This window comes from Acinetobacter sp. YH12098 (assembly GCF_013419235.1).
In the GTDB taxonomy this organism is placed as follows: Bacteria; Pseudomonadota; Gammaproteobacteria; order Pseudomonadales; family Moraxellaceae; genus Acinetobacter; species Acinetobacter amyesii.
Genome location: NZ_VPAO01000002.1, coordinates 101,530 through 113,845, shown reverse-complemented (window position 1 = coordinate 113,845; position 12,316 = coordinate 101,530). Strand labels below are relative to the sequence as shown.

The following is a 12,316-nucleotide window of genomic DNA, read 5'->3' as shown; positions in this document are numbered from 1 at the left end:
GGCGTATTGTTTGAAGAAGTCCAAGAAGCCTATACCACCCAAATCTGTTCGTGCTGCGGTGAGATCACCTCAAGTAGTCCAAAAGGTAAGACAGATCTTGGAATAAGAGAATGGGAGTGCATGAGCTGTGGTACAGCTCATGATCGAGATATAAACTCAGCTCTAAACATTCTTGCGCTTGGGCATAAGCGTCTAGCTGTAGGAATCACCCTCTTTTAAGGGTGTGAGGATGTCAACTCTATCTAGCGTCTTGTGAATACGACGTACATATGGCGGATACGCCGAAAATTCATTTTTAAAATTAATATTACAGTGCTCGTCATTGGGCTGAAGTGTCTCTCCCTATTTGTCATTTCAAGCTCGACAGCACACTTTTGATATGTAGATAACAATGCAAAACGTACAAACCACAAAATTAAGTCGTGCCACCTTAATGTTTCCCTTGGCACTGGTTTTATTTGAATTTTCTGTCTATATCGGCAACGACTTAGTCCAACCCGCCATGCTTGCGATTACCCAAGAGTTTGGTGTGAGTAGTGCATGGGCACCCTCGTCGATGTCCTTTTACTTATTGGGCGGTGCCTGTGTCGCTGCAATATTAGGACCCTTGTCAGATCGATTAGGCCGAAAAAAAGTCCTGTTGGGTGGTGTGGCATTCTTTAGCTTATGCTGTTTAGCGATATTGCTCACGCATAATATCGAAAGCTTTTTAACATTGCGTTTTTTACAAGGTTTTGGATTATCGGTCATTTCAGCCGTGGGCTATGCCGCTGTACAGGAAACTTTTGAAGAGCGAGATGCCATCAAAGTCATGGCGATCATGGCGAATATTTCACTACTAGCGCCACTGATCGGCCCTGTCCTCGGTGCCTTTATGATTGATCACGTGTCATGGCATTGGGGTTTTATAGGAATCGCATTTCTATCTTTTCTGAGTTGGTTTGGTTTAAAGGCCAAGATGCCGACTCAGCACATCAGTATTCCAAAGCAACCGGTGGGTTATATTATCGATGACTTTAAACAGGTGTTAAAAAACAAACGCTTTTTGGCGCTGACACTGGGTCTACCGATGGTGGCTATGCCACTGATGCTCTGGATTGCGCTATCTCCGGTCATATTGGTGGAGCAGCTAGGACTGAGTAGCATGCAATACGGCATGGCACAGTTTCCCGTTTTGGGTGGTCTGATCCTCGGTAATATTGTCCTGATTAAAATCATCGATAAATTGCCTCTAGGTCAGTCTGTGATGATCGGGCTACCGCTGATGTTACTCGGGACGAGCCTCGTGGTGATTGGGACGATGACTGAAAGTTATTTTCTGACCTTTCTCATTCTCGGCATGAGTTTGGTCAGTTTTGGTGAAGGGATTAGCTTTTCTGTGCTCTATCGTTTTGCCTTAATGTCGTCTGAAATGTCGAAGGGCACAGTGGCTGCGGCAGTGTCTGTGATCATGATGCTGACGTTCTTTGCCGTGATTGAAATCGTGCGCGTGCTGTATGAAAACTTTGGCCTTTGGGCCTATAGTTTGGCAGGCTTTACCCTCATTATCTTGTGGTTCAGCCTACCACGCTTGGTGGTGCGAGATATTATGCGACAACGTAAATTGACGGGTGAATTTTAAATTCGAATTCATGCCATCATAGAAAAGCCCAATGCTGTGTAGAACAACATTGGGCTTTTTTATTTGTGGTATACAGTCTTAATTTGATGTTGTTGGTTGTTCTGCATTTTTTAATTTGCGATCGAAAATAAACGGGCCAAAAGGCAAAATCGATGCAATTAGGCCCATTAGAAATACGCTGAGCGACCATTTTTGCTTTTCACAGACCACAAATAGCACCACCAAGAAGGCAATAAACAAGACGCCATGTCCCATACCGACGTACTTGACCAATATTGGATTATCCATCAGGTACTTCATTGGCATAGCAATGAACAACAATAATAAAAAGGAGATGCCTTCGAGTAGGCCCACAAAGCGTAAGGTCTTGATATTCATGCGAAGTCTAAATTCAAAGTGATTTCAGCCTTGAGTCTACCTGAAAGCACTGCAGGAACGAAGCATTCCCGTTGAAATAATTGATCCGCATATTGAATCTAAGTTGATGTTTTTAAGGTTAATTCTGAGTCGTCTGCTCGGATTAATTTTCTAGATCCGCTAAGGCATCCTCAATTGAACCCTGATCAAATTCATAGTTACAGCCGAATAAAATCATCGGGCTTTTTCCGGTCATTTCAGACAGGCTTAGTTTGTGATTGATCGCATGCAGATCATCCGTTTCAGCTTCCGTACGTAGGATTTTTTCACCACGGAAAAACGGCATATTGGCAAACATCGGATGCTGTTCAATACCATATTTTTGGGCAAGTTTTTTCACATCGGCTTGGCGATAGATCGCGAATACGGCATTGGAAGACAGGCCAATTTCTTGGGTCGGCATGCCAAAAAATTCAACAGGCTGCTTATTTTTATAGATATAAATAAACGGTTGATGTGGGTCATCATGGCGTTTCCAACCCAATTGCCCTAGAACCTTTTCATAGTCGAGTAAAGTGTCATGGTAGGTGTCGTAATCGGCCTGACATTCCAGAATACGCTTTAAATCTTGTGCTGTCGGTGCTGCAAAAACAGAAGACGCAGCTAAACATGAGGTCGCCATAATCGTGGTTAATATGAGGCGTTTAAGACCGAAACTAAGCATTTTCATCAAGAGTCCCAAATGATTTTATTTAATTTCCGCCTGAATTAGCTGTGTTCTGAGCTGAATCAGTTCGGCTAATGTTTCTAATAATAAACTGATCTGCTTGAGCACCAGTTGTAGGTGATTAGACAGCATTTCTTCAGTGCTGAGTGTTTGAATTTCGAAAAGTTTTTGCTGAATTTTCTCAGGGTTGAGCGGTTTTTGCTGAATTAAGACGTCGTCTAAGGTGCTTTGACACCATTGCAGTAGTTCAAGGACTTGTTGGTCTTGTACTTGTTCACGGTGGCTCCCCAGTGCCGAAATATAACTGAGCTGACTATGGCTATAGACCAAATAGCGAAAAGCATGTTGAATCAAAATTTGGTCGGGTTCAGGCTCGGTACTTAAACTTGAAATCATGCTCGACAATTCAGTTTGAGCATTATGGGCTGAACGACGGGCACGCCGATAATCAATGCTATTGGTTTTCCCATGGAGATATTGCTCAACCACGGCATCAAAATAATGCAGGGTCGCAGCAGAGCTTTTTTGAATGGTCTTGGAAATATTGCGAAAGTCCCAATCTGGCCAGATCACATTCACCGCAAACCATGCAATAAAACAGCCGAGTAGGGTATCAACGATACGCGGTAAAATGACCGCATAACCTGCGCCTTTCAAATTAAAAATCAGCAAGACCATTAAGGTTGCCATGAGGGTCGCCATGGCATATTTTTTGGCACTCAGATAGAAAAAGCACACGCCAAAAATAATCGTCAGTAGCAATTGACCTTCGACACTCGGCACAAAATACAAAATAGGAATGCCAAGTAAGACCCCTAATATGGTTCCCAATGTCCGCATTTTTAAACGACTTTTGGTCGCAAAATAACGCATCTGACAGACAAATAAACTGGTCAATAATATCCAGTAGCCATTTTTAGCAAAGGGCAATAGCGAAATGGCATAGCCCATCGCAAAGACAAAAGCGATGCGAACGGCATGGCGAAATAAGGCAGATTCGGGACTCAAATGCTGTTTCAGTTTGAGCCATAAATCATGCCACCCATGAATATCGTCATCAAGTAAATTGAGGTTATCAATATGCTGCTGATAGGCCTGTTGCTGTGAATGATCTAAATCCTGAACATGCGAAAAGCGTTCTTGTACACTGTCCAAATTACTCAAGATCAGCTGTAGGTTTTTTACTTCTATATTTTGCGGATTGTTGGTCATCCACTCCTGCAAAGAGGCATGCAAATGTGCCAGTGCTTGCGCAGTAATGGGATCAGGCTGATAGGGCTGCCGATGCAATATACAGTAGGCCAACTGTTGGCAAGCCTGCGCCTGTAATCGAATATTTTTTTGAAAACGGAAAATTAAATCGGTACGGCTAAAATTTTGATGAATTTGTTCATAGTGTAAATAATTCGCACTGGCCTGTTCGTGAATATCTTGTGCCAAGAAATATAAATTCAGCCAGTAGATGGTGTTTTTATTTGCTCTTGAGGCTTTTAAACGGGTGAGTAAAGAAGCTTTGGTCGTGTTTAAACTTGGGATGACATCACTGTTTTTGAGTGATAATTCATACAGTAAGTGTTCCACATTGTCGACATTATCTGGGTCAAATAAGCGTGCTTTTGCATTCAGTACTTCGGCGATTTGTAAAAAACAACGCGAGAGATTGTCCTGTACGGGTAGGGTGGGTTTAATCAGGTAAAAAAGAATTGAGGTGAAGCCATACCATATTGCCCCTAGAACAAAGCAACTGGGTTGAAAGTACCAGGTGTCATATTCGCCCAAGCCGAACATGGTGTAGATCGATAGTAAAATCGTGCCAAAAGAAATCGTGGCATAGCGTTGCCCCAAAGCTCCTAATAAAATAAATCCTGCACTGGACAGTGAAAGATATAAGATAAACAGCAGCTTATAGGGATAGAGAAAATCTAAAATACTACTGACACTAAAGAAGAGTACGCAGACATAGAACAAATTACGCAGTCGGATGCTGAGTCGGTCATCAAAGTCCGTGAGCGCGGTAGCAATCGCACCTAAGGTGACGGGCACAATAAAACTATGAAAACCGAGAAAATATAATCCGAGCGTGGTGCCACTCAAAACAATACAAATTTGCAGGCAATACATAATGATTGCACTGGATTGAAACTGTTGAAACCAAGAGAGTCGCGTGTTCACAGAGTTATGAAGTATTCGAATGATTTTGTAAATTAGACTGAGCTTTTTTCTGTGAACTGTCAATTTTTATTCAATAGAAAAGCGGACTTAAAGTCCGCTTGTTCAAATCTATATGCAAGGTCGATTATTGAATCACACCACAGGCAATACGGTCACCGCCACCGCCTAGAGGTTTAGGGTCGTCAGAGTAATTATCACCACCGGCATGGACCATGATGGCTAAGCCTTGTACATCCGCTAATTTCAAACGCGGTGCAATTAAATTCACTTTTGCTGTGCCATCCGTTTGAACTTGAAGGATCGGTAAGTCACCCATGTGACCGGTTAACGGTGTACCGTGGTGAGGTGCCGCTTTAGGGTTAAAGTGACCACCCGCAGCGAGTGCAGCACCCACTTTTCCATCTTTTTCAGCTGGGGCACAAGAACCTTTTTCATGAATATGGAAACCGTGTGGACCCGGAGGAAGCTGGGTTAAATTGGTATGAATAACCAAGCCAGCAGGGCTATCAACCAAGTTAATTTGACCGATGCTTTGACCAATACCTTGAGCAGTCACGGCATTGACCGTCACGGTTTTTGCATTCAGACCTGTTGAAGTCGAGGTACTCGCACAGCCTGTAAACATCAGGGCACTGACCGCAGCAAGCGCGCCGAATTTAAATAGTGAAGACATGTTTGGCATCCTGTCTGTTTTTATGGAGTCTCAACCATTGAAACAGATGCGAATACAGGATGACAGATAATTTAAGTATTTGATTGTAATATTTGTTTAATGAATTCAAGCCTGAATTAAGGTTGTTCAGGCTTATCATCTATATTGTCTAAGTTATGTGCCAACGTTGCTTTGGGCATCATGACGGCTTCAATTTGGGTTTCATGCAACCATTCACGCCAAATGGCTAACAATACAGCCAAGATCACTGGCCCGATAAATAAACCAACAAGACCGAAACTGGCGATACCACCTAAAACACCGAACATGATTAATAAGAATGGAATCTGCGTTGCCCCTGAAATTACTAAAGGACGAATCACGTTATCGGCCGTACTCACCACACAAACACCCCAAGCCATGACGCCAATTGCTTCAATGGTTTGACCTTGTGAAAATAACCACAACGACACAGCGGTATATGAAATTGGTGGGCCAAACGGAATCAGTGCCAACATGAAGGTAATGATGGTTAATAACATTGGGTTAGGCACATCGGCGACAAAATAGCTGAGACCGGCAAGTAAAGCTTGGGCAATGGCGGTGAGACCGATGCCATACACTACGGCACGTGTAGTATCCGAAATAGTGGCAAGATAATGATGAATACGTGGCCCAATGACCATTTCGAGGGCTTTACTGACCTGACTTAAAATGGTTTGACCATCACGATAGAAGAAAAATAAAGACATCACGGCAAAACACAGCTTAAAGATATTTTTACTGACTTCGCCGACCAAAACTTTACCGTAGTTCAAATGCCCCTGAATCCAAATTTGTACTGATTGAATAATACTGTTTGGGTCATTGTTCAGCTCATGTAGGGTACGACTGACTTCTTTACCAATAAACGGCAGTTGGCGAATAAAATCAGGCACATTGACATGACCAGAGAAAACTTGCTTTTGTAATTCAAAATACAAGTTACGGCCTTCATGTTGTAGCAAGAAGATCGCAAAAATCACCGGCAGACCCACCACGAGCACCACCAGTAAGATCATCAGCGCCGCACTTAGATTTGCACGATTGCCACAAAAACGATGCACCGATTGATACAGTGGCCAAGTCATATAAGCAATAATCGCTGCCCAAACGACGGGCACAATAAAGTATTTGAGTACGCTAAAGCTCAAAAAAATCAGGATAAAAAATAATCCGAACAATAAGACTTTTTGTAATGTAGGTGCGAACGTTGGCAATGCGTGCTCTGATTTTTTCATCATGTTGTGTTCAATCTTAACCGAAAAAAAAGCTCCCGAAAACGAGAGCTTGTTAACTTATGGTGAATATCTTTCAGGCTAGATCCTTGCAAGATTGACCTTTATATCAGCAAAATGTGGAATGATGGGTTAAAACCACTCGGCTTCGTCTTCAATAATGGCATTGAGCACAGGTTGCCATTGTTGCTGCATGCCGAGGTACATTTTTTGCGTTTTATCAAAAACCGAAAGACCTTGCATGGCAAGTTGACCATAAGCGGTACGTTCAGAAATCCAAGCAACGGGCTGCTGTTCAACTTTATTGAAAAAATCTTGAATTTCTTTGGAATGAGCAGAATTGGGTTTGACACGATTGGCCAACAATAGGATTTGGACTTTACCTTTACGAATCCGTTTAATTTCTTGCAAATGCTTTAAAAAACGACGGGTCGAGTCGATGTCGAAGAAAGATGGTTGTAGCGGGGTAATGATGGCATGAGCTTCACTCACCAACTGATCTGCATGTTCACCCGATAACGCACCCGGTGCATCGATAATTAGATATTCAATCCCTTTCGGCACATCACCAATCGATTTTTCATGACGCCAATCTAGGCTCTGAATTGGGGCTGCAGTCTCTGGGCGCTGTTTGAGCCATTGACGTGCAGACTTTTGATTGTCAGCATCTGCCAAGGCCACTTTATAACCTTTTTGCGCAAGTGCAGAGGCTAAACTGATTGCTGTGATGGTTTTGCCACAACCACCTTTTTGATTGGCAATTAATATCGTTTTCATCGACCTAAATAGATTTTATTCTGCTCATCCCTAGCATATCATTGTTTAATGCGGGGAATATGACAAAGAACCAAAGTCTAAGTTTTTTCTATAGGTTTCGCTGTAATATATTAAAAAGATTAGGAATTTTAAATGTCTGTCTGGATGGCCATGCTCATTGGCGCGTGTATTGGGATTGTACTGACCACCTTAATTTTAAGTGGCAGTCGCAATGGAAGGATTAAGGCAGAATATGAGCAATATATTGCAGAACTAGAATTGGAACATCAGCAGGCCTTGGCCCATGCACAAAAACGCAGTGTAAATACCAGTCGTGCTGTTTTAAAAGGCAAAATGGCCGAACAAATGGCGCCGATCATGCCTGAATTTCAGTATTTACCTAGCGATGCAAAGTTTCTCGGTGACCCGATCGATTATGTGGTTTTTGATGGCTATACCGACTTTCGTGATGGTGATGGACTCGCTGAAGACATCGAAGTGGTGCTGATTGATATTAAAAGTGGTGGCGCACGTTTGACCAAAGGGCAACAAGCGATTGCTCAAGCCATTGCCGAAGGGCGAGTACGTTTTGAAACCATCCGAATTGATTTTGAGCATATTTAAGCTCGCGTGACTCAGCCTCAGAACCGTCGAAAAGCAATAAGGACAGAATATCCACATGGAAAAACTCTTAGCGACTGCAGCCGTTTTTGCGCTCATGCTGTGGATATGGTCTGAATATTTTCGTGCCATTCCACATTTAGAGCAGACTGGTGTGCTGAAAAATTTTCAGGTCACAGCGACTCAGGCATTTTCCGGTGAATATTTGCTGTTGGATAAACGCTACTACAGTGCGAGTAGTCGTACATTACATCCGGCCGCACCGACCGTGGTGGGTGGCTTTCAAGACTTGGCGTATGTCAGCAATATTGATCTGCTACTGAGTTCAGGCTCAAATGATTTCCAGTCTTTAAAATATCATCTTGAGTGGTCTCAGCAGAACCGCTGTTTTAGCGTGCAAGCGAAAGACGTGCCCTCGACACAAATTGAAAAGCTCAAGTCTGAATTGCAAAATGTCAGTGTGATTGCTCAATCCGAAGACGTCGCAAATCGTATTCGGCGTTTGAAATCAGGGGATCGTGTGGAGATTTTGGGTGCATGGGTGGATGTACATTCCATCAAAACAGGTAAGTCGTATAGCACTTATAATGTGTTGAATAAAAAGCCCTGTCATATCCTAAAAATTAATGCCATTCGACTAATCAAAGACTAGGTACTTTTAACTAGATTTGATTGTGCTTAAACATGGCCTTGGACGCTTTAACTCAACTTCCGTGCGCGGGCGAGCAACATGCGTTGTCCAATTTTTGGAATGCCTTCAGCATCAAAATACTGCGTTTCAAAACATTCAAACTGGGCATCTTCAAGCAACTTTTGCATATTACGATCCAGATGACAGCCATCCGCGACTTTCTTTTGAATGGGCGTCAGTAGGTGTTGTAACTGCTTAATTTTCCGATTTTCATTGTGTTGTACATGCTCTATTAAATGAAATATCCCTGTTGGTTTAAGGACACGGTAGATTTCTTCAAGCGCAGTTTCAATATCGGCAATGCTGCATAAGGTCCATGTACTCACGACATGATCTAGACTTTCATCTGCAAAGGGTAATTTTTCAGCACCGGCTAAAATATGCTGTACCTCAAAGGGCGCAGCATGTACACGTTCAGCAGCTAAATGAAAAATATCAGGATTGGGCTCAAGGGCAAAAACCGTATCGACATTTTGATAAAACGCTAAATTCAAACCTGTACCAAAGCCAATTTCGAGCACCTCCCCAGATACGGCTAACAGGAGTTCGCGTCGTTTATCCATCAGGCTCGGTACTTGCATGACTTGATTTAAAAGATGCGGAAAAATGTGTTGTTGATAAAATTTATAAATCATAGCGGGTATTGTTGTTGGCTTTTTTAAAGTGTAATTCATGTCTTTTTAATTTTAAATCATGTGGTAGGGCGTGGATATGGGCCAATTGACTGAATAACAGCATTTTGTTACCAAGTTCATAAGGTTTATGCAGACTGTATGCGTAATATAGAGTTACAACTAGTGAAAACGACATTCATCCCGCTCAACCAACGTGGTTTTAAGCTCGTGTTCAGGTTGGGGCATTATGAATAGATGAAATCGGCTCAATTGCAGAATGCAAATTGAGTAATGTGAAGTATTACAGGGTAAGAGGATAACGCGATGATCAAGCGAATTGCATTAAGTACTGTGCTTGCAGGCTTTTTATTGAATGTCGGTGTCCAAGCGTCTTCAGATTATAATATTGCCAAAGGCTTAGCACCTGCTGCCAAAGGCCAGTCGATTTCTACCTTGAAAGAATTTAAAGGGGATTTCCGAATTTTAGGTTCAAAAACCTATCAAACAGATGAACAAGCAAAATTTTCTCCGATCGATTATGCGGTCAGTTGGGGCTTATTTGCAGAGCCAGAAATAGCTCGTACGATTTCAGTCAATCAATATGACCGTTTCTTAAATTGGAAAATGGATCGTGTTCCTGTACCGCAAAAACAAGCCATGATGATGGTGTCGAATATGCACATCATTCCTGCAAACCCGCAAATTGCGAAACAAATTACTCAAGTAAAACGTGGTGATCTTGTGCGTTTAAAAGGGGATTTGGTTGAGGTGAAAGACAAAGATTTGGTTTGGACTTCATCTTTGACCCCAACAGACACGGGTGATGGGGCTTGTGAAGTTTTTCGTGTCAATTCGATTCAGTGGATTGAAAAAGTTAAAGGCTAAACTTCGATTGCATCGAGATCGTATTTGAAATCGGTGTGCATTAGATTCAAGGTAAAATAATTTGATGATGAAAATGACGATAAAGAAAAAGTTTATTTTGAGTCTAATGATGGCGAGTGGTTTGGCACTTGGTGGATGTACCAGTATGAGTTCAACTGTAGATGGGAAAACCCATGTATTTACTGAACAGCAAAGTTGTCCGACTTTGCTTGAGATGGATCGTGGACAGACTTTGGAAGTGCTGTTAAACGAAAATCCAAGTACTGGGTATGTATGGTCTTTGGCTGAGCAACCGAAACTTTTTAAAGTTGAAGAAGTGTTTCAGTCAGCTCAACAGCAAGCTGATGCGGATACGACACCAGTACTAGGCGGAGGCGGTCAAAAAACTTATCGTTTTACCGCAACGACTGCGGGTGAAGAATTACTACATTTGAAGCATGCACGAGCTTGGGAAAAAACCGCGATGGCTGAATGGACTTGCAGAGTTCGAGTATCTTGATTTGAACCAATGATGAACGATAAAAAAGCCAGTATTTGTACTGGCTTTTTTTATTGCAGACGAACTGATTTAGAACGTCTATCTAGGCATTATTTCGCGCTGAGCGCTTGACCATCAAATTGAATACCTTCCCAACCATTTTGCATAAATTGGCGAATGTTTTGGTGGTCAGTTGCGTCTGGTGTTGCCAATACAGCAGCATAGTGTTCAGCAAAAAGACTTAAGGTTTCAGCTTGGTTTAGACCATTCAATTGGGCAAAAGAAAATACTTTGGCACTGCCTTGGTTTTCAGTCGCTGCATTGGCTTGTTTGCCATTGGTAAAAGCGGTTGGTGTGTGGTTATAACGCGCTTCAATAAATGCAATCACATCTGAAAACTTCGCAGTCCCTGCTTGAAGTTGATCTAATAATTCCTGAGCCATAATGTCCTCTTTCAATAAAAAATACCGCAAAGTGTTGCAGACTATAGCAAGCTTTGGCCCAAACATTTAACACTATTTGCGTAAATTAAATGCGTGTATATTGAAGGGCGACCTTAGGCAGTCTGTTGCCTAAATTGTAGATACCAATGATGTTGAAGTAGGACAAATATGAACTGGCTTTTGGTCGCATGTGGCGGCGCAATTGGAGCAACACTTCGCTATGCAGCAGGACTGTTATTGGCCAAGCCAACCGTGCTCTTTCCATGGGCAACATGGTGGGTGAATATTTTAGGTTGCTTTTGTGCAGGTGTGTTCTTTGCATTTAGCCAAAAATATCCAGTTCTACAAAATGAAGCACGCTTATTGCTTATGGTCGGGATCTTAGGTGGCTTTACCACATTTTCCAGTTTTGGCTTAGAAACCTTTCAACTGCTCAGACAAGGGCAAAGTGGGCTGGCATTTAGTTATGCCATTTCCAGTGTGGTGATTGGTGTCATCGTATTGGGGCTGGGATATTACTTATTTCAGTCGATTTTAAAAATAGATGTTTAAAACAACGCTTGAAAACCTCAAAATTTCAGACATAAAAAAAGAAGTTCAGGCTGGAGGAGGGGAACCCTGAACTTCTTCAATGCTTTAATTTTAAAAGCAAAAACTTAATCGAAACTGAACTTATTGTGAGCGTTTGAAACGCGCAAAGCGTTTATTAAAGTTCGCAATACGTCCTTCATTATTCACTTGACGTTGTTCACCTGTATAAAAAGGGTGTGATGCACTTGAGATATCGAGTGTCACATACGGATAAGTCTTGCCTTCAAACTCTTTGGTTTGATTGGTACTTAAAGTACTGCCAATCACAAAAAAGGCATTGGCATTGGTGTCATGAAAGAGCACTTCACGGTATTCGGGATGGATGTTGGCACGCATTCTTCTGTTCCTTAAATTTATTGATTAAAGAAATGTTATAACATAACAATTAAAAATGCAAATATTGCCCGAAATTCATCAGGCAATCAGCGCTT

Annotated in this window: 17 protein-coding genes; 7 read left to right on the top strand and 10 right to left on the bottom strand. The window is 42.1% G+C overall.

Annotation, left to right across the window (positions count from 1 at the left end):
- Positions 1-219, top strand: a 219-nt coding sequence (locus tag FTU38_RS01215) for a zinc ribbon domain-containing protein (protein WP_180110063.1), incomplete at its 5' end; no start/stop codon positions are given.
- A 172-nt stretch (positions 220-391) separates the two neighbouring features.
- The gene (locus FTU38_RS01210; RefSeq protein ID WP_078189336.1) at positions 392-1,621 is read left to right on the top strand and encodes an MFS transporter; all 1,230 of its coding nucleotides are present in this window, start codon (positions 392-394) and stop codon (positions 1,619-1,621) included.
- Positions 1,622-1,699: 78 nt separating this feature from the next.
- Here FTU38_RS01210 and FTU38_RS01205 read toward each other — a convergent pair whose 3' ends face one another.
- The 6 genes from FTU38_RS01205 to FTU38_RS01180 all read right to left on the bottom strand — a co-directional run bounded on the left by FTU38_RS01205 (position 1,700) and on the right by FTU38_RS01180 (position 7,583).
- Positions 1,700-1,999 (bottom strand): DUF3817 domain-containing protein, encoded by a 300-nt coding sequence (locus FTU38_RS01205; protein WP_180110402.1) that lies wholly within the window; start codon positions 1,997-1,999, stop codon positions 1,700-1,702.
- A 142-nt stretch (positions 2,000-2,141) separates the two neighbouring features.
- A complete protein-coding gene (locus tag FTU38_RS01200) occupies positions 2,142-2,708 on the bottom strand; it encodes a hypothetical protein (RefSeq protein ID WP_180110401.1) in 567 nt (188 codons plus the stop codon).
- Positions 2,709-2,726: 18 nt separating this feature from the next.
- Positions 2,727-4,877 (bottom strand): YccS family putative transporter, encoded by a 2,151-nt coding sequence (yccS, locus tag FTU38_RS01195; RefSeq protein ID WP_373683959.1) that lies wholly within the window; start codon positions 4,875-4,877, stop codon positions 2,727-2,729.
- A gap of 124 nt (positions 4,878-5,001) precedes the next feature.
- Positions 5,002-5,550: a superoxide dismutase family protein gene (gene sodC, locus FTU38_RS01190; RefSeq protein ID WP_180003399.1), complete on the bottom strand. Its 549-nt coding sequence runs from the start codon at positions 5,548-5,550 to the stop codon at positions 5,002-5,004.
- A gap of 116 nt (positions 5,551-5,666) precedes the next feature.
- On the bottom strand, positions 5,667-6,788 hold the full coding sequence (locus FTU38_RS01185) for an AI-2E family transporter (RefSeq protein WP_180049315.1): 1,122 nt from the start codon (positions 6,786-6,788) through the stop codon (positions 5,667-5,669).
- 150 nt (positions 6,789-6,938) lie between these two features.
- Positions 6,939-7,583, bottom strand: a complete 645-nt coding sequence (locus FTU38_RS01180; RefSeq protein WP_180021560.1) for a ParA family protein — start codon at positions 7,581-7,583, stop codon at positions 6,939-6,941.
- Between the two features lie 132 nt (positions 7,584-7,715).
- Here FTU38_RS01180 and FTU38_RS01175 point away from each other — a divergent pair, with 132 nt between their 5' ends.
- A complete protein-coding gene (locus FTU38_RS01175) occupies positions 7,716-8,186 on the top strand; it encodes a Holliday junction resolvase-like protein (RefSeq protein ID WP_078192492.1) in 471 nt (156 codons plus the stop codon).
- Between the two features lie 55 nt (positions 8,187-8,241).
- Positions 8,242-8,835, top strand: a complete 594-nt coding sequence (locus FTU38_RS01170) for a hypothetical protein (protein ID WP_180035642.1) — start codon at positions 8,242-8,244, stop codon at positions 8,833-8,835.
- Positions 8,836-8,882: 47 nt separating this feature from the next.
- On the opposite strand, the gene FTU38_RS01165 is transcribed toward FTU38_RS01170, so the two are convergent.
- Both FTU38_RS01165 and FTU38_RS01160 read right to left on the bottom strand, forming a co-directional pair.
- Positions 8,883-9,509, bottom strand: a complete 627-nt coding sequence (locus FTU38_RS01165) for a class I SAM-dependent methyltransferase (protein ID WP_180062841.1) — start codon at positions 9,507-9,509, stop codon at positions 8,883-8,885.
- Complete coding sequence (locus FTU38_RS01160; protein WP_180110400.1) at positions 9,499-9,684, bottom strand: hypothetical protein; 186 nt, start codon at positions 9,682-9,684, stop codon at positions 9,499-9,501. Before FTU38_RS01160 ends, FTU38_RS01165 begins: the two co-directional genes overlap by 11 nt.
- 128 nt (positions 9,685-9,812) lie before the next feature.
- On the opposite strand from FTU38_RS01160, the gene FTU38_RS01155 reads away from it, so the two are divergent.
- Positions 9,813-10,373, top strand: coding sequence for a hypothetical protein (locus FTU38_RS01155; protein WP_180110399.1), 561 nt, complete (start codon positions 9,813-9,815; stop codon positions 10,371-10,373).
- Positions 10,374-10,446: 73 nt separating this feature from the next.
- The gene (locus FTU38_RS01150; protein WP_257225656.1) at positions 10,447-10,872 is read left to right on the top strand and encodes a protease inhibitor I42 family protein; all 426 of its coding nucleotides are present in this window, start codon (positions 10,447-10,449) and stop codon (positions 10,870-10,872) included.
- A gap of 89 nt (positions 10,873-10,961) precedes the next feature.
- Here the strand turns inward: FTU38_RS01150 and FTU38_RS01145 are convergent, their stop codons facing one another.
- The gene (locus FTU38_RS01145; RefSeq protein WP_078192490.1) at positions 10,962-11,294 is read right to left on the bottom strand and encodes a HopJ type III effector protein; all 333 of its coding nucleotides are present in this window, start codon (positions 11,292-11,294) and stop codon (positions 10,962-10,964) included.
- A gap of 168 nt (positions 11,295-11,462) precedes the next feature.
- Between FTU38_RS01145 and crcB the strand changes: the two genes are divergently transcribed.
- Positions 11,463-11,846: a fluoride efflux transporter CrcB gene (crcB, locus tag FTU38_RS01140; protein ID WP_078189322.1), complete on the top strand. Its 384-nt coding sequence runs from the start codon at positions 11,463-11,465 to the stop codon at positions 11,844-11,846.
- 120 nt (positions 11,847-11,966) lie between these two features.
- Here crcB and FTU38_RS01135 read toward each other — a convergent pair whose 3' ends face one another.
- Entirely contained in the window at positions 11,967-12,221 is a 255-nt protein-coding gene (locus tag FTU38_RS01135) for a type B 50S ribosomal protein L31 (protein ID WP_078189321.1), read from the bottom strand.
- Between the last annotated feature and the right edge of the window lie 95 nt (positions 12,222-12,316).